18 protein-coding genes and 2 rRNA genes (1 of these 20 only partly in view) are annotated in these 26,575 nt (G+C 52.9%); 9 read left to right on the top strand and 11 right to left on the bottom strand.

The genetic code is table 11. The features are described from left to right. The first annotated feature begins 286 nt into the window (after positions 1–286). The 6 genes from thiI (at position 287) to ACJJIK_RS14090 (ending at position 10,679) form a co-directional block, all read left to right on the top strand. A complete protein-coding gene (thiI, locus tag ACJJIK_RS14065) occupies positions 287–1,762 on the top strand; it encodes a tRNA uracil 4-sulfurtransferase ThiI (protein ID WP_444943120.1) in 1,476 nt (491 codons plus the stop codon). Positions 1,763–1,938: 176 nt separating this feature from the next. Further along, positions 1,939–4,374 (top strand): Hsp70 family protein, encoded by a 2,436-nt coding sequence (locus ACJJIK_RS14070; RefSeq protein WP_444943121.1) that lies wholly within the window; start codon positions 1,939–1,941, stop codon positions 4,372–4,374. Then, positions 4,355–4,693, top strand: coding sequence for a hypothetical protein (locus ACJJIK_RS14075; protein ID WP_444943122.1), 339 nt, complete (start codon positions 4,355–4,357; stop codon positions 4,691–4,693). Before ACJJIK_RS14070 ends, ACJJIK_RS14075 begins: the two co-directional genes overlap by 20 nt. Next, positions 4,693–6,081 carry a hypothetical protein gene (locus ACJJIK_RS14080; RefSeq protein ID WP_444943123.1) on the top strand — a complete coding sequence of 463 codons (1,389 nt, stop codon included), beginning with the start codon at positions 4,693–4,695 and terminating at the stop codon, positions 6,079–6,081. Before ACJJIK_RS14075 ends, ACJJIK_RS14080 begins: the two co-directional genes overlap by 1 nt. A 227-nt stretch (positions 6,082–6,308) precedes the next feature. Beyond that, positions 6,309–8,117 (top strand): translational GTPase TypA, encoded by a 1,809-nt coding sequence (typA, locus tag ACJJIK_RS14085; RefSeq protein ID WP_444928932.1) that lies wholly within the window; start codon positions 6,309–6,311, stop codon positions 8,115–8,117. Positions 8,118–8,636: 519 nt separating this feature from the next. Continuing rightward, positions 8,637–10,679, top strand: a complete 2,043-nt coding sequence (locus ACJJIK_RS14090) for a glycoside hydrolase family 18 protein (protein WP_444943124.1) — start codon at positions 8,637–8,639, stop codon at positions 10,677–10,679. 89 nt (positions 10,680–10,768) lie between these two features. On the opposite strand, the gene ACJJIK_RS14095 is transcribed toward ACJJIK_RS14090, so the two are convergent. Both ACJJIK_RS14095 and ACJJIK_RS14100 read right to left on the bottom strand, forming a co-directional pair. Then, on the bottom strand, positions 10,769–11,374 hold the full coding sequence (locus ACJJIK_RS14095) for a hypothetical protein (protein WP_444943125.1): 606 nt from the start codon (positions 11,372–11,374) through the stop codon (positions 10,769–10,771). A gap of 447 nt (positions 11,375–11,821) precedes the next feature. Beyond that, a complete protein-coding gene (locus ACJJIK_RS14100) occupies positions 11,822–12,343 on the bottom strand; it encodes a macro domain-containing protein (protein WP_444928935.1) in 522 nt (173 codons plus the stop codon). 178 nt (positions 12,344–12,521) lie between these two features. Between ACJJIK_RS14100 and ACJJIK_RS14105 the strand changes: the two genes are divergently transcribed. Next, a complete protein-coding gene (locus tag ACJJIK_RS14105) occupies positions 12,522–13,604 on the top strand; it encodes a diguanylate cyclase (protein ID WP_444928936.1) in 1,083 nt (360 codons plus the stop codon). Between the two features lie 4 nt (positions 13,605–13,608). Here ACJJIK_RS14105 and ACJJIK_RS14110 read toward each other — a convergent pair whose 3' ends face one another. From ACJJIK_RS14110 to ACJJIK_RS14140, 7 genes are all read right to left on the bottom strand, one after another. Beyond that, entirely contained in the window at positions 13,609–14,376 is a 768-nt protein-coding gene (locus ACJJIK_RS14110) for a VIT1/CCC1 transporter family protein (RefSeq protein ID WP_444928937.1), read from the bottom strand. A 533-nt stretch (positions 14,377–14,909) separates the two neighbouring features. After that, positions 14,910–15,491: a hypothetical protein gene (locus ACJJIK_RS14115; protein ID WP_444943126.1), complete on the bottom strand. Its 582-nt coding sequence runs from the start codon at positions 15,489–15,491 to the stop codon at positions 14,910–14,912. 129 nt (positions 15,492–15,620) lie between these two features. Continuing rightward, the gene (locus ACJJIK_RS14120; protein ID WP_444943127.1) at positions 15,621–17,513 is read right to left on the bottom strand and encodes a DUF885 domain-containing protein; all 1,893 of its coding nucleotides are present in this window, start codon (positions 17,511–17,513) and stop codon (positions 15,621–15,623) included. A gap of 187 nt (positions 17,514–17,700) precedes the next feature. After that, positions 17,701–17,871: a hypothetical protein gene (locus tag ACJJIK_RS14125; RefSeq protein WP_444943128.1), complete on the bottom strand. Its 171-nt coding sequence runs from the start codon at positions 17,869–17,871 to the stop codon at positions 17,701–17,703. Between the two features lie 135 nt (positions 17,872–18,006). After that, on the bottom strand, positions 18,007–18,600 hold the full coding sequence (locus ACJJIK_RS14130) for a DNA-3-methyladenine glycosylase I (RefSeq protein ID WP_444928941.1): 594 nt from the start codon (positions 18,598–18,600) through the stop codon (positions 18,007–18,009). Between the two features lie 107 nt (positions 18,601–18,707). Next, positions 18,708–19,697: an NAD-dependent epimerase/dehydratase family protein gene (locus tag ACJJIK_RS14135; RefSeq protein WP_444943129.1), complete on the bottom strand. Its 990-nt coding sequence runs from the start codon at positions 19,695–19,697 to the stop codon at positions 18,708–18,710. Positions 19,698–19,923: 226 nt separating this feature from the next. Beyond that, a complete protein-coding gene (locus ACJJIK_RS14140) occupies positions 19,924–22,032 on the bottom strand; it encodes a prolyl oligopeptidase family serine peptidase (RefSeq protein ID WP_444943130.1) in 2,109 nt (702 codons plus the stop codon). Between the two features lie 87 nt (positions 22,033–22,119). Here ACJJIK_RS14140 and dtd point away from each other — a divergent pair, with 87 nt between their 5' ends. Both dtd and ACJJIK_RS14150 read left to right on the top strand, forming a co-directional pair. Continuing rightward, positions 22,120–22,557 (top strand): D-aminoacyl-tRNA deacylase, encoded by a 438-nt coding sequence (gene dtd / locus ACJJIK_RS14145; protein WP_444928944.1) that lies wholly within the window; start codon positions 22,120–22,122, stop codon positions 22,555–22,557. Positions 22,558–22,681: 124 nt separating this feature from the next. Then, a complete protein-coding gene (locus ACJJIK_RS14150) occupies positions 22,682–23,191 on the top strand; it encodes a GNAT family N-acetyltransferase (protein ID WP_444928945.1) in 510 nt (169 codons plus the stop codon). A gap of 1,226 nt (positions 23,192–24,417) precedes the next feature. On the opposite strand, the gene rrf is transcribed toward ACJJIK_RS14150, so the two are convergent. Next, positions 24,418–24,533 (bottom strand): 5S ribosomal RNA (gene rrf / locus ACJJIK_RS14155). A gap of 206 nt (positions 24,534–24,739) precedes the next feature. Then, positions 24,740–26,575, bottom strand: a 23S ribosomal RNA gene (locus ACJJIK_RS14160) (it continues 1,060 nt past the right edge of the window).

Here is a 26,575-nt window from a genome sequence, read left to right on the forward strand (position 1 = left end):
CCTTGCTGTCGCTGCCGGCATTCACTCTTTACCTGGCGTGTATTAAAGCAAGGAGTGTGCCAAATTAGGGCAATTGCCTCACAGCCCCGGTTGGTGGCGGTGCGAGCCTCGGCACAGCGCTGACGCAGCCAGGATAGAGACATTGCGGCCAAGCAGCCACCTAAATATGCACCAAAATAGAACACTTTCACTTCCGCCTCGCCCGCAAACAGTGCGCAACCAACTTGCCTCCGGCTAGTTTATAATGCGACACCTTCTATCAACATGCGGTACCCCACGGATTCCCATGCACTTTGTCGTCAAGTTTTTTCCAGAGATCACCATCAAGAGCAACCCTGTGCGCAAGCGCATGTCGCGTCAGCTCAAGGACAACCTACAGCGCCTGCTGCGCCCGCTGGACGACCGTATCCAGGTGCGCAAGGATTGGGAAAAGATCGATGTGATCGCGCCCGATGCCGTGTCCCACCTGGGGGGGCGTATCGAGGAGGTGCTCTCCCACACCCCCGGCATCGCCAACTTCTCCCGCGTGCGCCAGTTCCCGCTGGGGGACCTGCACGACATGTACGAGAAAACCCTGTCGGTATGGGGAGACGCCCTGAAGGACAAGACTTTCTGTGTACGGGTTAAGCGCACCGGCAAACACGACTTTCAATCCCTGGATGTGGAGCAGTACGTGGGCGGCGGCCTCAACAAGAACACCGAGGCGGCCGGGGTCAAACTGAAAAACCCCGATATCACCGTCAAGCTGGAAGTCCGCCACGACAAGCTCAATGTGATTGAGGAGCAGCACCCGGGCCTCGGCGGTTTCCCCCTGGGTACCCAGGACCCGGTTCTGTCGCTGGTATCCGGGGGCTTCGACTCCACCGTGGCCAGCTACCTGACCATGAAGCGCGGCATTCGCACCCACTTCCTGTTCTTCAATCTGGGCGGGCGCCAGCACGAGCTGGGCGTGAAAGAAGTCGCCTATTACCTGTGGAACAAATACGGCGCCTCCCACCGGGTGCGCTTTATCACTGTGCCATTTGACGAAGTGGTGGCCGAGATTCTCGAGCGGGTCGACGACTCCCATATGGGGGTTATTTTGAAGCGTATGATGCTGCGCGCCGCCGATGTGATCGCCAAGGAACTGGAGGTGGATGCGGTAGTGACCGGTGAGGCCATCGCCCAGGTTTCCAGCCAGACCCTGAAAAACCTGTCGGTGATCGACAGTGTTACCAACACCCTGGTACTGCGCCCGCTGATCACCACCGACAAGACCGATATTATCCGCACCTCCCGGGCTATTGGCACAGAAGAGTTCGCCGCCAATATGCCGGAGTACTGCGGTGTTATCTCGGTGAAGCCCACCACCCGCGCCAAGATTGAAAAAGTGGAGTCCGAGGAGAACCGCTTTGACTTCACCGTCCTCGACCGCGCCATCGGCAATCGGGTGATGCAAAATATCGATCAGGTGATCGAAGAGGTGGACGGCGAAGCCCCCGAAGTGGAGATCCGCGAGGAGCCGGGCAACGCCGTGGTGATCGATATCCGCCACCCGGATGAGGAGGAGCTGGACCCGCTGGAGCTGGACTGTGAAGTGCAGACAATTCCGTTCTACCGCCTCAACAAGGGCTTCGCCCAACTGGACCAGGAGCGCGAATACCTGCTGTATTGCGCCCGCGGCGTGATGAGCCGTCTGCACGCCTCACACCTGCTGGACGAAGGTTTCCGCAATGTGGGGGTATTCCGACCGGAAATTCCACATCGCAATACCAATAGCTAAGGTCAGCGCACCAATTAACTAACCCGCTCGGCCACCGGCACACTGGTGGCCTCTTCCCGCTTATCCATGCAATCGGTGAAAGCGGTGAAAGCGGTTGAAACAACCTATTCTGGTGCCACTGCGCGACATTCTTATAAAATCCTCTGCCGACAGAAATAGTTTTCAGAGAAAAAAGGATGACCAAGTTGCACCTAGGGATAGATCTCGGCACAACCAACTCAGCGACTGCAATATTTACCGGCGAGCAAACCCAGGTAGTTCCCAATAAGCGAGGACAAGCCAACACCCCCTCTATTGTGCGTATTACCGGCGACAAAGTGATGGTCGGCGACCGCGCACGCAAATTCCTCGATAGTGATGCGATCAATACCCACCGCGAATTTAAACGCTTGATGGGCACAGGCAAGTTAACAGCGCCAGACAGCAGCGGAAAGCAGTGGTCACCGGAGCAACTATCTGCTGAGGTTCTCAAGGCCCTGCTCGACGATGTGGAGGCGACAACCGGCTCGCGCCCATCACAGGCAGTCATTACCGTACCCGCCCTATTCGAGCTCCCGCAGAGCAAGGCGACTTCCGAGGCAGCACAGCTGGCGGGACTCGACAAAGTCGAGCTGTTACCAGAACCGGTAGCATCCGCATTTTCAGCTGGGTGGTCGGAAGATTCTGTGGGGCAATCCTGGCTGGTTTTCGATCTCGGCGGAGGCACATTTGATGCCTCTCTGGTGGAGGCCCGGGATGGGCTCTTACGTGTTATCGGTCACGACGGAGACAACTTTCTCGGCGGCCGCGATATAGACCGCCTGCTGGCAGATTGGGTGGTGCGACAGTTGGAGAGCAACCACCAGATTCAGATAGCAATTGATGATCCTGCTCACAAGGGGCTTGCCGCCAAATTATACGGCGAGGCGGAACAGGCAAAGATCCGGTTGTCCACACAGGCTTCAACTGTTCTGGAAATCGATCTGGACCTGGACGGGCGAGAAATAATTGATGAGCTTCCGCTAAACCGACAAGAGCTGGAAATGCTATGCGAACCAGTTATCAACCGCGCCCTGGAAATCTGTCGCCGTCTACTTGCTGAACATGGGCTAGATGAAGGTGGACTTGATCGCACGGTACTGGTTGGCGGTCCAGCCAATATGCCGGTAATTCGCCAGCGAGTGACCAACGAGTTGGCACCACTCGCAGCGGAAAATCGCGACCCTATGACACTGGTGGCCGAAGGCGCGGCGCTATACGCGGTCTCTATTGGGCTCGGCAGTGACAACGATAGCGCCACCCCCACCGATACCGCAGAAAATAAGTTTTGGCTGCAATATCCGAACGTATGCTCCGAGCTCGACCCAACCGTAATGGGGCGATTGGTCAGTACTGAGGGCAGTAAACCCAGTACCATTCAATTGACTCGCGATGGTTGGGAGAGTGAAAAGGTAACCCTTACCGAAGAGGGCGCCTTTCTTACAACCGTCAGCATTCTGCCCTCAAAAGCGACGCGCTTCACCGTGCAATGCAGGGATGCCAGCGGCGCCAAGGTATCGGTAACGCCCCAAACTATCTCCATCGTTCACGGCCTCACACTCTCCGATCCGCCACTCTCCCGTTCCATCGGCGTGGCCCTGGCTAACGGTTATGTGAAAACCTTCCTGGAGCGTGGCACGCCGCTACCTGCACGGAGGACTTTTTCACAGTCGACAGTTGATACCTTAATGCCCGGTAGCGACGGAGAATTGAATATCCCAATTGTGCAAGGTGAGCGCGCCAAAGCCCGCTACTGTCGACGGGTCGGCAACCTGGTTATTCGCGCCGCTGAATTAAAAAAGCCGCTTCACGCTGGCTCTCGTGTAGAGATTTCTCTTGAGGTTGATCGCGGCGGCAATATGAAATCTCAAGCCTCCCTGCCAGACCAAAACCTGCTTATTAAAGGCGTGGCAGAACTGGTCATTCCCAGCGCCGATCCTCAGGCAATGCGCGCCACCTGGCAATCGCTGCAAAGGCGTATTTCTATCCAGCAACAGGGTGCCTTTAGAGAGCGTAATGAGGATGCTGTGCGCAAGCTGGAGCACCAGCAGCAACATCTGAGCGAGATAGGCATACAGCTGACCGGCACTATGGAATGTGAAGATACCCGTCAGCGGCTGTACCGCAACCTGCTCGAAATAGAAGCTGAAGTGGAAGAACTTGAACAGCGGGGACAAGTTGACGAACTGAAAGAACAGTGTGAGTCCGAATACCTGAACGCACAGTATTCAGTTTTACAGTGGGGCAGCGAGATAGATAGGCGCTTATTTTCCGAACTGGAAAAGAAAGTTGCTACTGCAATGGAGCGGGGGCGAGCCACAGAACTTGAGAGGATCATCGAACAGCTTCAACGGATCAATAACGCCACCTACCGCAAAAGCCCGGAATTCTGGTCCGATCAATTCCAGTACGCCGCATCCCGCCTCCACCAGGCCACTAATATGAGGCGAGCCAAGCTTTTGGTCGACAAGGGGCGCGATTTACTGGAGCAGGGTAAAACTGAAGAACTGCGCGGTATCACTCAATCACTCTGGTCACTACTACCAGAAAATATGCGCTCAGCGGAGGAAACCCATGATTCCGGAGTTTTCTAGTCGAGCCGCTCTTGCCGCATGGCCATTCTGGGTATTGGAGCTAACCCCGACAGCTAGCCTAAATGAGGTCAACCGAGCTGCCCGGGACCTCACGGGTAAATTGGCACTTAAGATGGCCGGCGCTGACGAGTGCCTCACACCAAATGGCATTATCCCGCGGGATGAGTTCCTGGTTCGGGAGGCCCAGGCTGTCTTAATAACGCCCGAACGGCGCCTGCTTGCGGAATTCTGGTATATCCCGCCCAGCACTGACGAGCAGGAAACCAGCAAACCTGCTACAGGCGCCAGCCAGTGGTGCGCATATTTTGGAGTAGCCTAATGGGCGTCGGAATTTTCCTTTTTCTCTGGGTGGCTTACTACATATTCAAATCAATAACAGAGGAAGATAAACCCGAGAGCCAGTCTTTCAATGGGGCTCGGGTTTTCGGTCTGGTTATCTGGCTGATTGCTTTTTTAGCTCTCACTCTCTCCCTACGCTATGACGCCAGCGTCAGTTTGGCGGTGCCTGCGGTGGCGTTATTGGTTATGTTTCCATCTATTTGGATCAAGCTACCGATTAAACTGGGCTGGATAACCCCCAGTTACTACCTGAGCTTCACCGCCCGTATCGCCTACGGACAATCTATGCATGCCCGTGCCGCATTTAATGCCTACCAGGCAATGCTCAACAAGCCGGGTATCTCCGAAGAGTTGCGCCGGACAACACTCTCGCGACTGCGCAGCAAAGTTATGCGAAGTGAAGGCAACATCACGAGCAACGATATGCTCGCCTGCATATTATTCGACACGGATAAGGGGGGACCTGAGACTACTCGCCTGCTGGAAAGCGTATATTTCCTGCGCAGGGAAACCGTCTCCCAAAATATGATCCGCTTTGCTTTTGCCCGGCTAATGGCTAGCGCCCTGGCAGAAGAGGACTGGCAAAAGGTTGCGTTTATTAGCAATCGGTGGCGCAGTAAGTGGCGCATCCCCCTGGCCTCACTTATAGAGGCCTGCTACCACCGCCAAATGAAAACCCGCCCTGTAAACCCCGTAGCCTTTCGCTACCTTTGGCTGCACTGCGGCTGCCCCAAATGGCTGGATAAACTCCCTTTGCCGACCCCAGAAGACGGTACAGTAGCGCTGGCAAGTAGCCGCGAGGAAATAAAGCGGCAGGTGGTTTTAAAGGCCTTTGTCGCCAAATCGCCAACCGGCGATACCCCCGCCCTCGAACAGTTACTGCCCTCGGAACAACTTGAAGAGTGGGAGAAGCGAGCACAGGCGCTGCATTGCAGGGATCCACAGGCAGCCCTGGATACTCTGGTTAAATCACTGACTTCTGCTCTGGGTAACTCCAGCGCGCCGGATGCTGTCGATGATTCATCGGAACAAGTTATTGATGAAGCCATGACTCGATTGCGCTATCAGGTTCGCTCTATCTATCGCCGTCAGACAAGTCGCCGCCTGCAAGCGGGATCGGTAGAGTTCCAAGAGTGGCTCAATCTTATGTCTCTGTACGAGCAACTCGCCGTTGATTGCAATGACCGATTTGCGGCCTATTCTCTTGTGGAGAGCGTGGTATGGAACTGGATGGCAGACCTGTGGAACCGCAAAAGAGAACGACAGCTGGCTTTCTTTATTTGCGGCTATATGAATCCCGACGCACGTAAATTTAATTCAGAGGCCAGCGAAGTGTACGAGCAAGTTTTGAAGGGAAAGCTGGGCTAGTTACCCCCATCACAGCTGGGATAACAGGCGGGTTTTGGCTCTGATCCAAGCAATCGGAGCCCGGCTGAGACTCGCCACCAGCAAATCCCCGCGCATTTTTTATCCAATTCCTGCTCCCATTTGTAACGCTACAGCCCTATAATCGCCGCCTTTGGCCGGAATGCTGCTGTAGAAACCCCGCAGGCCCCCGCCCCGATTTACCAAGATTTAACGCCCAGAGGCCCCCAGTGATAGAGAATCTGCGCAATATTGCGATTATCGCCCACGTAGACCACGGCAAAACCACCCTGGTGGACAAGCTGTTGTCCCAGTCCGGCACTCTCGACCGCCGCGACGAAGGCGCCGAGCGCGTCATGGACTCCAACGACCAGGAAAAAGAGCGTGGCATCACCATTCTGGCGAAGAACACCGCTATCCGCTGGAATGACTACCGCATCAATATTGTCGACACCCCAGGGCACGCCGACTTCGGCGGTGAGGTAGAGCGCGTACTGTCCATGGTGGACTCGGTTCTGCTGCTCGTAGACGCAGTGGACGGCCCCATGCCGCAGACCCGCTTCGTGACCCAGAAGGCGTTCGAACAGGGCCTCAACCCGATCGTGGTAATCAACAAGATCGACCGCCCCGGCGCGCGCCCCGACTGGGTAATGGACCAGGTATTCGACCTGTTCGACAGCCTCGGCGCCACCGACGAGCAGCTGGACTTCCCGGTTGTCTACGCCTCCGCCCTGAACGGTATCGCCGGCCTCGACGACACCGACCTGGCCGACGATATGACCCCGCTGTTCCAGATGATCGTGGACAAGGTAGAGCCGCCCAAGGTTGACCCCAAAGGCACCTTCCAGATGCAGATTTCCGCTCTGGATTACTCCAGCTATGTGGGCGTTATCGGCGTGGGCCGCATTTCCCGCGGCACCCTGACCCCCAACCAACAAGTGGTAGTACTGGACCGCGAAGGCAACTCGCGCAAGGCCAAGGTCCTGCAAGTGATGGGTTACCTGGGTCTCGAACGCACTGAAGTTGAGCAGGCCAGCGCCGGCGATATCGTGTGTATCACCGGTGTGGGCGAACTGAATATCTCCGATACCCTGTGCGACCCAGATACCCCGGAAGCCCTGCCCGCCCTGAGCGTAGACGAGCCCACCGTAAGCATGACCTTCCAGGTGAACGACTCCCCCTTCGCCGGCCAGGACGGCAAGTTCGTCACCTCGCGCAATATCAAGGAGCGTCTGGACCAGGAGCTGATCCACAACGTCGCCCTGCGTGTAGAGCAAGGCGACTCCCCGGACAAATTCCGCGTATCCGGCCGCGGTGAATTGCACCTGTCAGTACTGATCGAATCCATGCGCCGAGAAGGTTTCGAGCTGGGCGTTTCCCGCCCGGAAGTGGTGCAGAGAGAGGTCGACGGTGAGATCCACGAGCCTTATGAAGAAGTGGTTATCGATGTTGAGGAACCTCATCAGGGGCCCATTATGGAAGAGCTGGGTCTGCGCAAGGCCGATCTCACCAATATGGAGCCGGACGGCAAAGGTCGCGTGCGCCTGACCTTTATCGTGCCCTCGCGCGGCATGATCGGCTTCCGCTCCCAATTCCTTACCATCACCAGCGGTTCTGGCATTATGACCAGTATCTTCGACCACTACGGTCCGGTGAAGCAAGGTGAAGTGGCCAAGCGCATCAACGGTGTACTGGTTTCCATGGTCAAGGGCAAAACCCTGGCCTATGGTCTGTTCGCACTGCAAGATCGCGGTCGCCTGTTCCTCGGCCACGGCGAAGAGGTCTACGAAGGCCAAATCGTCGGTATTCACTCGCGCGGCAACGACCTGGTGGTAAACCCCACCAAGGCCAAACAGCTCACTAACGTGCGCGCCTCGGGTACCGACGATGCACTCACTCTGTCACCGCCTATCCGTCACACCCTGGAGCAGGCGCTGGAATTTATCGAAGACGATGAATTGGTAGAAGTGACTCCCAACTTTATCCGTCTGCGCAAGAAAATTTTGCAGGAAAATATGCGCAAGCGCGCGAAGAAATAATTAATAGTTTCTTCAACTTTAAAAAAGGGCCCTCTGGGCCCTTTTTTGTTTTGCCATTTCACGACAGCGAAAATTATTCAAATCCAATTATTTAAAATACTCTGCGCCCCCACCAAAATAATAAAGAGTTCAGCAACTCGAACTTTATCGGCAAAGCCACTAAAAAAGACACCAGAACCCCCAGAAAAAAGGCACAGGAAAATCTCCAACTGCAGCACAAACACCCAAATAGAAAATTGAAACTAAAAAATAAACTTACCAAAAGTTAAAAAATAAAACCTAAATACTAAAGAGGGCAATTGCCTCTCCCCGTGAAAATTTGCCCATAAAGCCCGACGGTGAGCCCCCTCTGATTAACCGTCAAACAAGCACAGGGAAATATTCACGACGAATAAAGCACTGACCCGATCGACTGCCAGATCTCCCTGTGGAACTTTTGCGCCGTTATTTATTCCAACGTCTCCAAATATAACGACAAATTTCTTCATACATAAATAAGGCCTATGGGAGGTCAATCTAATGTTTTCTTTCCTGCAATCTCAGGATCGAACAGGGACGTTGGAGGGCAACCGCAGTGAGCGCGGATCTAAATTTGGGTTTAAATTAAAAGCCGCAGCGGCTCTCGCGGCAGCGATCGCTATCAGCGGAAATGCCAGCGCACAAGAGACCTCTAAGCGCGTGTCGGCCTACTGGGCCGATTGGGAGTACTGGGCTGACTCATCCTTCACCCACGACAATGTGGATTTCTCCAAGCTCACCCACGTCCAGTACGCCTTCGCCTGGAATGACGAAGACGGCAACATCTACTTTACCGACCCCTACGTTTTCTACGGCCTGGGTGCCCAATCGTTTTCCGGCGGCGCCGGTGATGGCCCGGTAAAATGTTCACCACAATTCTGGCACCCCTACAGCGAATACGATTCGAGTATTCAACCCGCAGTCTGTCAGGGCTGGAATGACCACGAGTCAGGTTTCGTAAAATCGGTACACGACGACGGCGCCAAGGCAATCCTATCCATGGGCGGCTGGACCCTCTCCCATAAAGTCTCCGAGATGATGGAGAGCGACACCGCGCGTGCGGCCTTTATTGAAAATGCTGTAACACTCCTGACCGACTGGGACTTCGACGGCCTCGATCTCGATTTTGAATACCCCGGCTATGAGCCGAACGGCGGCCGCTCGATCGACAAAGAAAACTTCACCACCCTGCTGCAAGAGCTGCGCGCGCGCTTCGATGAGGTTGAAGCGGAGACCGGCAAAAATCTGGAACTGACCGCTGCCGTGGCCTGTGGCCCCTCGATTGCAGAAGAGGGTTATGATTTTGCTGCTGTGGGCGAAGTCCTCGACTATGTCAACCTGATGACTTATGACTTTGGTGGCGACTGGGATACCGTAGCCCAGCACACCTCGCCGCTGTACCCCTATGAAGGCCAGGTCAACGAAGGCTTCGATGCAGACAGCTGCCGCAATATGTGGATGACAGAAGGCAATATTCCAGCCGAAAAAATTACCCTGGGTATGTCCCACTACGGCCGCAGTGTGGCCGGCGCTACCGCAATCGGTGAAGCCGCCTCTGGGCAAGACGTGGCGCACTGGGGCTCTGACACCGAGACACGCTACTACCAGATTGCCGACAAAATAGACAACGACCCATCATTCCACACCGCTTATGATGCAGAGGCCGTCACCCACTACGGCTGGTTCGACGACGGTGGTTTTATCTCGTTCGAAGATACCACCTCTATTGCCGAACGCGCCCAATATGTGCTCGACCAGGGCCTGGGCGGCGTAATGATCTGGCAGCTCCGCGGCGGAATGCTACTGGAGAACAACGAGTATCAATATCCATTGCTCGATGCCGCACTCGAGGTCTTCGGACAGGGCGGTTCCAGTGATAGCGACACTGGAGATACCGGAGATACCGGAGATACCGGAGACACCGGAGACACCGGAGACACCGGAGACACCGGAGACACCGGAGACACCGGAGACACCGGCGATACCGGAGATACCGGCGACACTGGAGACAGCGGAGATACTGGTGACAGCGGTAGCAGCGGTGGCGATAGCAGTAGCGGCAGCAGCGCCTGTGTCGCATTCGAGCAGCCCTATGCCGGCGAGCCCGGTTATTCCATCGGTGACGTTGTTGTCTTTGAGGGGGTCGCCTACGAGTCCACCCACGAACCCAACTGGTGGTCGCCAAGCTCCGCCCCATCACTGTGGAGCGAAACCACCTGTCAAACGGAGAGCGATGACTCTGACAGCGGTTCCGACGACAATAGCGGCAGCGATTCCGACGACAGCTCTGGCAACGATTCCGGTTCCAACAGCGGCTCTGACGACAACTCCGGCAGCGACTCCAACAGCGATGCCGACGACAGTCAGGATTCGGACTCAACGGCTTCCTGCCCCGAGTACCAGCAGCCCTATGCCGGTGACGAGGGCTACCAGGTTGGCGACATGGTGACCTTTGACGGCCAGGTATACGTCTCTACTTTTGGCCCGAACTGGTGGTCCCCGACGAATGCCCCCCAATACTGGGAAGAGACTTCCTGTCAGTAATCGGTATACAGCCTAGCCGCCTCTCCCAAGGAGGGCGGCTAAGTCTCTCTACTGATAAAAAGGGCCCTCAAGGGCCTTTTTTATTGCCGCTATCGCAAAACTCTATTTACAGGGGACGGCAACTTAGCGGCCCCTGCATTCAACTCTGAAGTGCACCACTCTTGTAACCATTCTGAATATTGTCTGTAGGCATCAGGGTGAAAATTTTCAGAACAGCGATTCATAAATCCATGTGAAAATTGGTTTTTGTGCAGCGTTACCATCGAAAATTTAGCCAGCTGGCCGGTGATTTTAGAGATATCAAATAAAGCTTCTTTTGCCGGGATAAAATCCACATCGCAACCAGGCTCCCTATCGAGAAAATAGCGCACTCGGGAACCATAAAAGCAGGCCGCCTTTTTAATAAAGCCTAAATCCTCACTACAGGCAAGCATCCATGCAACAGTGGCCCCCGCACTAAACCCCACTAAATTACAGTCAATCTTCTTTTCTAAAATATACGCCTTAACGGAGTTATAGTATCTCTCAATGCCGCAATGATGCATAAAATATTGATAGGCACCCCTCTCATTTTCAAAATTTAATCCCACCTCTTGATAGGGGGTTAATATTTTATAATTATTGCTGATGCCAGAGCACAACTGCTCTAAATCCGCCGTCTGCCCCCAAATATCCGCAACAACTATTGTTCGCACACCCACCTCGCCCCAATAACAGAAGAAAACTCAAAAAAACCTTCAACAAGCATAATGAGAAGTTATTGCAGCCCCTCCCGCTCAAATCAAAAAAATATGAAATAAATATTCCAATTAACCAATAAAATTATTTCGACTAATTAACCGGCCAGTAGAAATACCAGAAATCATCAAAGGCTATTTACTAACCCCCAAGCGATCAAGCTGGCTAGAGCCACAGCATAAAAAAATAAAATAAATTTAATTAAAATCGCAAGCGCATAAGAAAATACAGTGGGCAGGCAAACATTAGCTTGTATCGACCTATACCAAGAAGAAACTATAGGCTTGCCTTCCTATATGCCTTGATGAAGCTTAAGCGGAGCTGCGGGCCTTATGTAACCATCAGCCTGTCACTCTGTAATCCACAGCGGGCAATAGGCTTGCAAACTTGAAGCCCTTCCCTAGTCAGCAGCTCCCGTAAAAACGCTGCTCAACTTTCTGCCACTGCCCCAGTGCCGTTGGTGAGTGCAAACAAACCGTAAGGCATTCAAAGTCCGAGGCGTACTTGCGTAACACCGTCAGCCCCTGGTGCGCTGCAATTTCGTGCGGGAAGCGATTTGTGCCAGCCCCCAGTGCCGGAAACAATACGGTTTTACAGCCGCGCTGTTTCGCCAGTTCCAAAACACTTTCATAACAGCGGCGCAACTGTACGATTGCCTGGCACCCCCACTGATCGCCACTACTCCACTGGGGAGTAACGGTATGCAGCAGGTAATCAACCGGTAGGTCGCAGGCACTGGTCAAGCGAGCCTCCCCCACCAGGCAAGCCCGCTGACTGCTGCACTGAGGTGTTAACTGGGTTCCACAGCGGGCATAGATTTGCGCAGAGAGGCCCCGCCCCCGAATCAGATGCTTGTGCGCAGGGCACACCAACGCATCCCCCCGCATCGTCAAAATATCACCACAAGTCAGTTGAATTTGTGTCACGATTTCTCAGTTCTAAAGTTTGAGTTACTGATACTGTAGCTTGCTACTTTGGTCGGTGGCAGATTCCCCCTATACTCAGCACTGCTTCACTCCGGCAGTGGCTACCTACATCTTTGTATGATGCAGGATAGCCCCGAGCAAGCGGAAGGTTGCAGTCGGTATAGCAACGGGAATAACTATGAGCTCAGGGTATAACAATCAAAACCCCGCGATTTCCACCTCTATTGATGAGGTGCAGCGTATAGATCTGCGCAGAAGAATACTGGCCTCCTCTTATATGCTGATATTCGCGATGGCGATTACCGGGGCTATGGCAATTATTGCCCTGACCGCCACCAATATCCTGCAAGCCTCGACACTTTTTCTCGCGGCTGTGGTTATCCTGCTGGCCTATATCACCGTCAACATTATTGGCCCCAGTGAAAAGACGCCAACACTGGTGGGTATCCTTTTGTTGGTACTATATTTCTACTTACTGCTAACCGGTGGCGTCAACAACACCGGCCTGATGTGGGCCGTTATGCTGGTGCCCGGTTTTATCAATCTGTACGGCTATAAAACCGGAACCACCGCTCTCCTCGGTATTGGCCTAGCGACCGCCGCAATTTTGTTTTACCCGGATTTTCCGGGGCTTACCGCCAAGTACGACACCGCCTATCGCGCGCGCTTTATTGCCGTATTTGGGGCTCTCACCGCGCTGACAGCGCTACTCGACAGCAGCCGTCATCAGACCCAACAGCTCCTGCAACGACTGACCGGCGAACTGGAGAGCTACGCAGCAACGGATACGCTGACAGGGCTGGCCAACCGCCGCGAAGCTTTTCGCGCAATAAACGAATTGGAACGCCGCAGCGATACAGCTCAAGACCAATATGTCATCCTCATCGGTGATCTGGATAATTTCAAAATGATCAACGATACCTACGGGCACTCCTTTGGGGACCGCGTATTGCAGGATGTCGCTAAGATTTTGAAAAGTAACAGTCGCTCGGAAGATATTGTGGCGCGCTGGGGCGGCGAAGAGTTTTTGCTGCTGTTGCCCAACACCGATTTAAAAGGCGGCAGTATCCTCGCGGAAAAACTGCGCCGCAGAGTGGCAGCCCTCAGCCGCCGCTATACCCGTCCAGTAAAAATATCGATTAGCCTCGGAGTTGTCGAAGGCAGCGCCAATGGCAAGCCCCTCAATCAGCTGCTGGCCGAAGCAGACAAGCGTATGTATCGTGCGAAAAACAGCGGCCGCAATAAGGTGATAGCCGCGTAAGCGGCTAGCTCACAAAATGGCGCAACAGATAGCCGGCAGCCAGGGCCAGGGCCGCCGCGCTACTGCCAAATAACAGAGTTTTTAAACCCGATATCAGCAGATGATCGGAAAACACCCGTCCTTTACACACGCCAATGGCAAAAAAAGCGCACGCCGACAAAGCCGCACTGGTATAAAACTGCTGTGCGGGATTGAGGCTGTAGAGCAGGTAGGGAAACAGGGGAATCGCGCCAACACACAGGAAGGCGGCAAAGGTCATTAAGGCCGCCCCCAGAGGCTTATGTTCCGCGCGGCACAGACCGTACTCTTCCGCCAGCATCGTCTCTATCCACAGTTTTTGGTTCGCGGTGATAGTGGCAACAATATTGTCGAGAGTCTCGCCGCGAAACCCCTTCTGATAGAAGATCTGTCGGATCTCTTCCCGCTCTCCCTCGGGGATTAGCGCGATATGCTCGCGCTCTGTGCGCGTCGCCGCAACCCGCTGCTCGCGCTCCACACTGGCAGCTTCATAGTTGCTCACCGCCATGCTGAAACCGTCGGCGATCAGATTGGCAAAGCCCATCACCAGTACAACGGCTTCGGGGAAGCCCGCACCAAACGCGCCGGCAACAACGGCAAAGGTAGTGACACAGCCATCTATGGCGCCCAGGACAAAATCAGACAGCCGCTGCGACTCCGGGCGGCTGCGCAAGCGCGCCTCGATACGCTCCGGCCTGTGCTCTTCAATCAGCGCTTGTCGGCTTTCCCGTTTACGTCTTGGCTTTTGCTCCATATTCCTGTGCACGACTGTCAGAAACGCTGTAACACATAGATTTCCCGCAACCTGACCGAGGAAGCGCTAAATATACAGACTGGCCGTACTGGGCCTGTGCGCGGCCTACAGCGCAATCACACATATACGGGTGCAGCAAAATGGACTGTCACTATATGGCGATTAGTAACCGGGAAGTTAACGCCCGCGCTGTACACCCCCAGGCTATTCAGCAACTCGATATCCTCCCCGGCCCAAAGGGCGGCCGCGCCAAGCATCGGCTTTGCCAACACCAGCTAAGTCTGTGCCGCCATCCGGTCTTGTTTTTTTATATATGGAGCCAGAACCACGCTCAGGCACATCGACTCCCTAGTGTAGCAGTAAAGTGTACTGCTCTCGCGGCGCCGGCATAATCCCTGTGCTATCAGCGCTACTCCGCCCACCCCTCAACAAGAATTTTCCCGCCGCCAATGGCACTGCCAAGAAACGGGATATCCATGACCGTGGCGCACACGGCGATAAAAAATCTTATCTATTTCCCAGATATTTTGCTGTTATTCATAGCCCAGCAAATAATAGGAGCCAAAAATGCCCAGCCCCCAAAACAGAGCCCCCATAGCCAGCCAGATATAATTCCAGGGGGTAAATCTAGAATTTATCCGCCCCGAAATATCGCCACAAGCGCTATTCGCCGCTTTCTGCCCCTCATAGAGTGGCCACAGAGAAAAAGGTAAGAGAAGAATACTAATTAAATCGATCAGTGAAACTGTATCGGAGTAATAGGAAAGCCGGTCGACTACCGCTCCGACAAGCGCAAAAACCACATAAAAAGTGGCCCAAAACCCCGGGGACCAGCGGTAATCTATCTCGGCGTCGTCGATGCGACTTTGAATGTGAGAAAACAGGGAGTGAGTGAAGAAAATTGAGAATATCGCCCGCATAACCGGCCACATATCCTCCCCACTGATACGCCGATATTCGCTCCAGTGCCGGTAAAACCAATACACTGAATACAGCCCCACGGTAGCGAGGCTCATCACCCAGAATTTGGTCGGTGACACTATATAAAATTGTGCTTCACCTTCTGCAACGGTAGCTAATTCGGCCTCCGGAGCGGAGTAAATATTTGAGTCCATTCTGATATTTCCATAAACAAGTATTATTGAGCAAACCGGCTTGCCCTATAAACAGACGATATCCACAGGAATAGCCCCAATAAAAAAGCCGGGCTATGCCCGGCTTTTTAGCAAAATCAGCAGAGAAGCTTACGATTGCTTCACTGATTCCACCCAAGAGGCCACGCGGCTCTCCAGTACGGGAACTGGCAGAGCACCGCCACCCAGTACGGTATCGTGGAATCCGCGAATATCGAATTTATCCCCCAGCTGATCTTCAGCCTGCTGGCGCAGCTCCTGAATCTTCAGCATACCGATCTTATAGGCGGTAGCCTGACCCGGCCACGCCAGGTAGCGACGCACTTCGGAGCGAACTGCGGTCTCGGGGATTGCGGAGTTTTCCAGGAAGTACTCCACCGCCTGCTCTTCGCTCCAGCCTTTGGCGTGCAGACCGGTATCGACAACCAGGCGAATGGCTCGCCACATTTCAGCGGTCAGGTGGCCAAACAGGTTGTAGGGGTCTTCAAATGCACCCATTTCCTTGGCCAGCTTCTCGGAGTACAGCGCCCAACCCTCTACATAGACCGTAAAGTGAGCCTGGGTGCGGAACTGCGGAATACCCTCGAGTTCCTGGGCAATAGAGATCTGCATATGGTGGCCGGGGTTGCCCTCGTGATAGGCCACAGTCTCCATATCCGTGGTGGAGTAGGCACTCATATCAGACAGGTGCGCGTAGTAAATACCCGGGCGGGAACCGTCGGGAGTGCCGGGGTAGTAGTGCTGGGCACCGCCATCCTGCTCGCGGAACGCCTCAACCCGCTTTACCACCAGCTCAGCTTTCGGCAACAGGCCAAAGTATTCCGGCAGCTTCTTGGTAATATCGTCCAGGAATGCGGTCGAGTCATCCAGGTAGCCCTGGCGACCTTCATCGGTATTGGGGTAGTAGAACTGGCCATCTTCGCGGATAAACTTAAAGAAGTCCTGCAAGCTACCCTCGAAGCCCACCTGCTTCTTGATGGTTTCCATCTCACTGCGGATACGCGCCACTTCTTCCAGGCCGATATTGTGGATCTGCTCGGCAGTCAGGTCCGTAGTGGTGGTGTTGGCCAGGCGCTGATTGTAGTAGGCCATACCGTTGGGCAGGCTGCTAGCGCCCTGCGGCTCTGCTGAGGCCTTCTGCATATCGGCTTTGAGCCAGGCAACCAGGCCCTGATATGCGGGGAAAAATTCAGTTTCTAACGCCTGGCGCGCTTCTGCGGTCAGCTTGTCTGCCTGCTTCTGGTCAATAGTGCCGGCCTCGAGCAGCTCGGCGATTTTCCCTTTGGCGCCAGCCCACAAAGGTGCGTCTTCACCATCGGTAAAAGGCGCACCCTCAATCAGTTTGCTGGACTGATCAATCGCACCCTCATAGGCAAAGCGCGGGGGGCGAATACCCTCTTTGGCAGACAGCTTGGCGCGGTCGAGCAACTGGTTGATCGCGCGGGAAATACCGCCGATACGGGTGATATACGCCTGCATATCTTCGATATTATCCACTTTGTGGAAGTTCAGCAGGAAGTTGGGCAGCTGCGATTGTGCACCGCCCATCTGCTCAAAGATATAGCCGTGACGGATAAACGGCGCGGCCGCTTTAGCCTGCTCAAACTGGTAAATCCAGATATCGTAGGAAGTTTTCCCTTCCTGAGTCAGCTTGCTGTAGTCGAAGTTCTTCTTCAGCTCCGCAACGCTTTTTTCCCGCCACGCCAGTTTGCGCGCCTCTGCGGCCTCGCTCATATCGTCGATCTGGTCGTACTGGTCTTTGCGGCCCAGGTAGGACAACTGAACCGGGCTGAACTGTAGTTGCTCCTCGTAGCGCTTATCCAGCCACTCAGTCAGGCGCTTGGTTTCCGCAACCGCGTCTACCGCTACCGAGGCCTCGGCAACAGCATTCTGGGGCTTAGCTGCATTGGCTCCAGCTTGAGTACTCTTGTCACCCTGACAGCCCGCAAGGATAGCGACAGCCAGCAGGCTGGGGATCAATGGGTTGTTCAGCTTTATCGGCATCTTCCTATCTCGATCAAAAATTGCACAAAAAAACGCCGTTCACTTTGACACGAAATCGAGAAGGTGTCGATTAAAGCCCCTTAGAACGCCATATGTTTGCGTTGAGTTGAGGCAAATCGAAGATATTGGGCTAGAGGAGTGCAGTATTGAGAGTAGGATATTGCCCCAACTGACCTGCGGTAATGAACTAGAGCCCGTTGGCAGCGCGCTCCACGATATGCAACTCCCACTGGGGAAAGGCAACCGTTAAGTCCTCAGCCTTCTGGGCCGGCTTGAGTTGCCGTATCAGGGACCAGTAAACCTCCCAGTCTTGAGCAATAGCGATTAAACCGGAGGTATTGATATCCAGGATATCCAATACGAGCAGCGCTGCGATAGCGTCATCAGGACCACCTGTAAGGCCGCTCCAGTTTTAGACAGAATGTGTCACTCGGCGCCAGTACTCATTGGGCAAACTATTCGTATCTATCGCCCTCTACGGCTAAACCCTGCCTCAAGCTAAACCCAAGCGCTGCGCCTCATCGACACACTGCTGATGGGCCGGGCAAGTTGCCAAGTGATCATTGACCATCCCCGTTGCCTGCATATGCGCATACATAATGGTTGATCCCACAAAACTAAAACCCGCTTTTTTTAGCGCCTTACTCATCGCATCGGATTCAGCCGTGGTCGCCGGCACCTGCTGCATACTGCGCGGGCGATTGATGATCACTCTCCCATCGGTAAATTGCCACAGGAAGTCCTTTAGAGAAATACCGCGATCCCGCAATTCCAGCGTTGCCCGCGCATTCTTGATCGCCGATTCAACTTTAAGTCGGTTGCGAATAATTCCCGGATTGAGCAGTAATTTCTCTACCTTTTTTGGGGTGTACCGGGCAATTTTTTCCGCATCAAAATTATTGAAAAGCTTGCGATAATTCTCCCGTTTATTCAGCACGGTAATCCAGGACAAGCCCGCCTGGGCCCCTTCAAGCAATAAAAACTCAAATAGGGCCTGATCGTCGGTAACCGGTCTACCCCACTCTTCATCGTGATAACTCTGATAAAGTGGCGTAGACAGGCACCAGGTACAGCGCTTTTCCGCCATATTTACTCCCTACCTTTATGACTAGTTTGCGCCGGAGAAAAAGTAGTGCTGAATAATTTGTAAAACCAAAAGCAAGGCAACTAACCCAAATATAATATTACCGCGATTCACTTCGACTCCAATAAATTGTTCTGTGCTAACCAATCTCGACATTCGCACAACATAGTATCCAAATCCACCCCCGATTGATAATCCAGTTCACGCTCTGCTTTCGCACTGCTAGCCACTACTCTCCGAGTTACCAAAGTGGCCTTCTCCGGTGTAATAACCGGCTCGCGCCCACTCACTCGGGAGAAGAGGTCAGAAAACCAGGCAATGGTCTGAATAACGAAGGCGGGGGTGGTGCGCTTGGGTATCGGTTTATCCAGTAATTCAGCAATCTTTGCGAAGAACTCCAAAAAACTGGCATCGGTTCCGGCTAATATATAATTTTCACCACAGCGCCCTTTTTCAACGGCAGTGATATGCGCGCGTGCAACCGCGCCGGCATGGCAAAAAGATCCCCAGCCCGGCGGTACACCCGGTAATTGATTTTTATCTATTAGAAAAAAAGTCTGCGCCCAACTGCTGGTATCGTATTTACCCACAATGGCACAGGGGTTGAGAAATACAGCATCCAGCCCCCGCTCAATTTCCTTGCGGATTACAATTTCCTCACGTTTTTTCGTGTATAGGTAGTGATGGTGAGGATCATCGGCCAGCTTATCACTCTCCTCTGTAATTCTTTCCTTGTGATAGCCATAGGCAGAAATTGAGCTGGTCACCACCATCCGCCCTACATTTTTCTCCCTCGCCACTTGCGCAATATGCGCCGCACCCTCGACATTATCTTTCCACTGCTGGGCATTGCCAGCGCGCCACATGCTGGTATTGGCCGCCATATGGAAAAGCGCATCGACATTATCGGGTATTGCGGCCTGAAGGGATTCCGGGTCATTCAACGAGGCCTCAACCAAATTGACCCCCAGGGCGCGCAATCTATCGGTATTGGAGGTGCGCCGATGCATGGCGGTAACTTGCCAGCCATCGCTTACCAATTGATCTAACAAATTAGCGCCGAGAAAACCGGTTCCCCCGGTTACAAATGCGTGTTTCATAAATCCACCGGATGAGTTGTTATCTTTATTCATACCCAGTGATCAACTCTGCCGAAGCCACCGCCCCTCGGAAGGGCAGACCGGTTGGCGATACCACCACTCCGGCAGAGTGGGCGACACACTCACTGCACCAGTGACGCCGCCCCGAAACAATACCCAATAGCCGCGCTCACGGGAACCTCAACGGTGGACCCCGCTGCGACTTTTATTGGGTGAATTGATAAGGCTACTCGATCTTCATACCCAGCTGGTAGGCGAGGAAGCTCCACTGATTGGCAAAGTCTTCCACCTGCATCCACACCGGCTTGCCCGCACCGTGGCCAGCTCGGGTCTCCACCGCAAGCCAGACCGGTTTGTCACAGCCCTGATCCCTCTGTAGCGCAGCGGCAAATTTGTAGCTGTGCCAGGGAACTACCCGATCATCCCGGTCGGCAGTAGTAATCAGGGTGGCCGGGTAGCAGGTGCCCTCACGGGTATTGTGAACCGGGGAGTAGGCGTGCAGCGCTTTGAACTCTTCGCGATTCTCACTCAGGCCATAATCGCTCGACCACTGTCGCGCATTGGCGGAGGCGGTGTGGTAGCGCAGCATATCCAGGACACCCACTACCGGTAAGGCCGCCGCAAATAAATCCGGGCGCTGCACCAGCGTCGCCCCCGCCAGGAGTCCACCATTGGAGCGACCGCTGATAGCGAGCTTCTGCGGAGAGGTAATTTTTTCCTCAATCAGCCACTCGGCTGCGGCGATAAAGTCATCGAAAACATTTTGTTTTTGCGTCTTGGTGCCCGCCAAGTGCCAGGCGTTGCCGTACTCACTGCCACCGCGCAAGTTGGCCAGCGCCAGGGTCCCCCCCATATCCAGCCAGCCGACAAAGCGATTGTAAAAGCGCGGTAGCTGGGCGGAGTTAAAACCACCGTATCCATACAGCAGCGTGGGGTTGCTGCCATCGCGCTTGATACCCTTCTTATGCACCAGGAACAGGGGCACCCGGGTGCCGTCCTTACTCTTATAGAAATGCTGGGTCACCGTCAGGTCAGAAAAATCTGCCGCATATTTTGGCTGTTTGAACAGTGTGGCTTCACCGGTCTGCACATTCAGGTGGTAGATACTCGGCGGGGTAATAAAATTAGAGAAAGCGTAGAAGGTCTCCACTTCACCCGGCTCGCCATAAAAGCCCTTCACTGAGCCCACGCCCGGCAGCTTCAGCTCGTACTGCTGCTCGCCGTGCGTATCGGTTACCAGTACTCGCGATTTGGCATCTTCCAGATAGTGAAGTACAAAGCGATCGCCGATATAGCTGGCACTTTGCAGGGCGCTGCTGGTCTCCGGCACCAGATCGCGCCAGTACTTGCGCTGCGGTTTATTCAGATCAATGGCGATCACGCGCCCCAGCGGCGCTCCCGCACTGGTCTTAAAGTAGAAGCGACTCCCTTTGTTACCCAGATACTGGTAGAGGCCATCCCAGTCATCCAGAAGTTTGACCACCTTGTCACTTTTATCGCGCAGATCGCGATAGTAGAAGCCGTTGGAGTCATAGCCATCGAAAATACCAAATAACAGGTAGTTGCCATCAGCACTCACCTCCGCTCCCGGATTGCGGGTCGGATGATCGGTAATTGCATAGACCAACTGATCGCGCTCCTGAGCCTCCCCCAGGCGATGGAAATAGACCGCTACCTGTTTGCTATCGTCTGCGGTGCCATCCTGGTTAAACGGATAGCGACTGTAGTAGAAACCGGATTCATCCGCCGCCCAGCTGGCATCGCTAAACTTGATCCCGGTCAGCTGCTCTTTGAGATCCCTGCCTGTCTTTAGGTCCCGAATGCGGTAGTCGGTCCAGTCAGTTCCACCATCCGAGATGCCATAGGCCAGATAGCGGCCCTTTGGGCTGACTTTAAGGCGCTTAGCGGCGATAGTACCATCGTCGCTGAGAGTGCGCGGGTCCAGGACTGTATCGCCCTCAGCAGACAGTTCTGAGGCCCTGTAGAACACATTTTGGTCCCAATCGCCGGTGTTATAGCTGTAGTAATAGCTATCGCCCTTTTTATAGGGCACACCATAGCGCTCATAGCGCCACAGCTGCGCGAGCCGGTCATTGATTTTTTGCCAGCCAGGCAGGTCCTTTAATCGCGGTAATGCGTAGTCATTCTGCTCGCCAACCCAGTCTTTCACCGCATCGCTGGACATATGTTCCATCCAGCGATACGGATCGGCCACCTTTTGGCCAAAATATTCATCAATTTGAGTACCCGGCTTACTTTCCGGATAGCTATCGGCTGCGTGAACACTCATCGCAGCCAGTGCACCGGCAACCAGTGCCACTAGCGCTCTCTTCATACCGTTATTCTCGGTTTCTCTACTTGGGACAGTCCGCTAATCTAGGCCATTTATACGATCGGTTCCAGAGAAGCAGAGAGAAGTGAGATGAAAGGATTGATTCAGAGGGTTAGCCATGCCCAGGTTAACGTAGCCGGAGAGTCGGTTGGAGCCATAGATAAAGGCATCCTCCTACTGCTCGGTATTGAGGCTCAGGACACCACCGAGAGTGCGGATAAGCTGCTGCACAAGGTGCTGAATTACCGCATTTTTCCCGACGATAAAGGGCGTATGAATCTCAACCTGCACAAGGCCGGAGGCGGACTCCTAATTGTCAGTCAGTTCACACTAGTTGCCGAGACCGACCGGGGTCTGCGCCCAAGCTTTAGTCGCGGTGCCTCGCCAGAATATGCAGAGGAACTTTACAATTATTTTGTTAAAAGTTCCAAAGCCCAATTTTCTCCAGTAGCCAGCGGAATATTTGCAGCGGATATGCAGGTCTCCCTCACCAATGATGGTCCGGTCACTTTTATGTTACAAACCTAGGGCACCGGTAAAAGCCCAGCAGTGATTACCTGTTTTATTAAAAAGCCCTCACAGCTGTGAGTGTTGGAAAAATAATACGGCTAAAAAGCAGAGAAACAAGAAAATGGTTACAGAGTGCATACTGGTGGACAGCGATATAAAACTCGATCCACTCTTGGAGAGCGACGCCAAAATTATATTTTCTCTTATTGAAAACAATAGGCCAATGCTAGAAAAATATCTCTACTGGGCAAAAGCGGTGATCGATTTGCCGACGACAGAAAAATATATTAGCGATAGAATTTTTAGCAAGAACTTCGGCGCATCCTGGTACAAGATTTGTGCCTCAGGGAAGGCGGCAGGAATATTTGGAATTAAAGAGATTGATCTCCTCAAAAAAAATGCAGAAATAGGCTATTGGCTCTGTAAAAATTATCACGGCCAGGGAGTTATGACACGAATTGTAAGCTGTGTTTCTAACCACTTAAAAAATAAATATCATATCCAATCTTTAAAAATTCACTGCCTATCTGAAAACAGTGCCAGTATAGCTGTCGCAGAGCGTGTGGGGGGAATTCACAGTGATACCGTTCCAAATTATTACTCTATTGATGGAATTTCTCAGGACTTAAAAATCTACACCGTCTCTATCTAAGGAGCCTCAAACTCCGCAGAGGTATTAGCAAATTATTCAGCGCCCCCTAAGTTCGAATTCTTTATTGTGGAACCCGAATATAGTGATTGAGCGATATCTATCGGGCTCCACTCAAGATAGTGGCAACAGAACTAATGAGTCAAAATATATGGGAGTGCGGGGCTCATATGTAGGCGGATCGCAACTCTAGCCAGGCTCTTAGCTCACTCAGTTGCACTTAAGGAGCCAATAAATAATTCCCCTCCGAGATTATCGCCCCCAATCGAATAGAACTGATCCTAATTAAAAGGAGCGCTCTTATTGTTGAGACTAAAAGGTCAGATCATAACTACAGAGTGGCTGCCGCTTTTCCAGCGCTGTCAGATTTTCACAGCTAAGAACCCAGTTCAAGTTATCCACTAAAAGGTCGGATATTAAGCCACTGAGCTAGGCCACCCCTGAATAAAGTCTTCACACAAGCAGTTACTAACAGAATTTCTGGACAGTGTTGTGCATAACTTTTGGATAGACTTGTGCAAGCCTTTAAATCCATACAAAAAGGCAATTTGCTCAAAAAACCAACGGAAAAGTATGGCAGGTTATCCACTAAACTTAGGATATAAATATTATTAACAGAAAGTCTGGATAGACTTGTGTATAACTTGAATAAATCGCCTACAGGCCCCGTGGTTACAGGGGATCAGCGCACAGATTAAAAAATCACCAATATTTTAATTGGTAAATTTAATTTTTGCCCGGAGTGGCATTAGTATTTTTCTGATTTTTGCGTGGGTTATTTTTACCGGGCGTTTTTGTCAGAGCGCCGAGAAACTTGCCGAAGAAGGGGCGTAAACCGCTATTTTTATAGATTTATTTCTTCAGAGAGACGCGGGTAATTTGTGCATCGCTATTTTTAGCTTTTGTTTTTTATTTTTACGCGACTTCTTAAATAAAAATTAGAGCGTGAAAATTTCGATTTATTTTTCTGGCCTTTGTCAAAAAAGCCAGCGCAGTAAAAATTAGCTTTTTAATTATTTTTATAAGTTGTCGGGTGTACCCAATCTACACTGTATGGCGAGCAGTGTTCGCCACCCTGCGGGCGCCTTCGGCGTACCAAGCTGGCACCTTCGGTGCACCACTTATCACATTGCAGCGCAGGTGCTGCGAGGTAGTAAAAATATTGATCGGGATTTTTTCCAGGCATAAAAAAAGGGCCACCCTATTGGGTGGCCCTTTTCGGATTAGAAGCCTGACGATGACCTACTCTCACATGGGGAAACCCCACACTACCATCGGCGATGTTGCGTTTCACTTCTGAGTTCGGCAAGGGATCAGGTGGTTCCACAACTCTATGGTCGTCAGGCAAACTGGCTTGGGTTGGCGTTGGTCTTATAAGCAATCTGCTTGGCCTACCGTGTTATCGCTGTTTGCCTCGGTCATTAGTGACCGGCGATAACCCCAAATAAGTCGGTAAAACAATCTGTAGTAATACACCGCAAGCGATTATTGTGTGTCTTTCATTCCACAATCCGCTAGCTTGCGCTAGTCGTTAGTAACCATCTCTGTTGTATGGTCAAGCCGCACGGGCAATTAGTACTGGTTAGCTCAACGCCTCACAACGCTTCCACACCCAGCCTATCAACGTGGTAGTCTTCCACGGCCCTTCAGGAGGCTCAAGGCCTCAGGGAGATCTTATCTTGAAGGAGGCTTCCCGCTTAGATGCTTTCAGCGGTTATCCCGTCCGAACATAGCTACCCGGCAATGCCACTGGCGTGACAACCGGAACACCAGAGGTTCGTTCACTCCGGTCCTCTCGTACTAGGAGCAACTCTTCTCAAATCTCCAACGCCCACGGCAGATAGGGACCGAACTGTCTCACGACGTTCTAAACCCAGCTCGCGTACCACTTTAAATGGCGAACAGCCATACCCTTGGGACCGGCTTCAGCCCCAGGATGTGATGAGCCGACATCGAGGTGCCAAACACCGCCGTCGATGTGAACTCTTGGGCGGTATCAGCCTGTTATCCCCGGAGTACCTTTTATCCGTTGAGCGATGGCCCTTCCATACAGAACCACCGGATCACTATGACCTACTTTCGTACCTGCTCGACATGTCTGTCTCGCAGTCAAGCGCACTTATACCATTATGCTCATTGCATGATTTCCGACCATGCTGAGTGCACCTTCGTACTCCTCCGTTACTCTTTGGGAGGAGACCGCCCCAGTCAAACTACCCACCATACACTGTCCTCGATCCGGATAACGGACCAGAGTTAGAACCTCAAACATACCAGGGTGGTATTTCAAGGACGGCTCCACAGTAACTAGCGTTACTGCTTCAAAGCCTCCCACCTATCCTACACAAGTAGGCTCAAAGTTCAGTGCAAAGCTGTAGTAAAGGTTCACGGGGTCTTTCCGTCTAGCCGCGGGTACACTGCATCTTAACAGCGATTTCAATTTCACTGAGTCTCTGGTGGAGACAGCGTGGCCATCGTTACGCCATTCGTGCAGGTCGGAACTTACCCGACAAGGAATTTCGCTACCTTAGGACCGTTATAGTTACGGCCGCCGTTTACCGGGGCTTCGATCAAGAGCTTCGCCGAAGCTAACCCCATCAATTAACCTTCCGGCACCGGGCAGGCGTCACACCGTATACGTCCTCTTACGAGTTTGCACAGTGCTATGTTTTTAATAAACAGTCGCAGCCACCTGGTCACTTCGACCGGCCTCAGCTTAGGGAGCAAGTCCCATCACCAAAACCGGCGTACCTTCTCCCGAAGTTACGGTACCATTTTGCCTAGTTCCTTCACCAGAGTTCTCTCAAGCGCCTTGGTATTCTCTACCTGACCACCTGTGTCGGTTTAGAGTACGATTCACTATTACCTGAAGCTTAGAAGTTTTTCCTGGAAGCAGGGCATCAACCACTTCACCCACTAAGTGGGCTTCGTCATCAGCTCTCAGCCTTCTCATTAAAGAGTATGACCCGGATTTGCCTAAGTCATAAGCCTACAACCTTAAACATGGACAACCAATCGCCATGCCGGCCTAGCCTTCTCCGTCACTCCGTCGCAGTAATAGCGAGTACAGGAATATTAACCTGTTTCCCATCGACTACGGCTTTCGCCCTCGCCTTAGGGGTCGACTAACCCTGTCCCGATTAGCGTTGGACAGGAACCCTTGGTCTTCCGGCGGGGGGGTTTTTCACCCCCCTTATCGTTACTCATGTCAGCATTCGCACTTGTGATACCTCCAGCAGACCTCCCGATCCACCTTCAACGGCTTACACAACGCTCCTCTACCATGCTAATAAATTAGCATCCGCAGCTTCGGTTATCAGTTTGAGCCCCGGTATATCTTCCGCGCAGGCCGACTCGACTAGTGAGCTATTACGCTTTCTTTAAAGG

It is taken from the genome of Microbulbifer regidiadema (SeqCode), assembly GCF_052466995.1.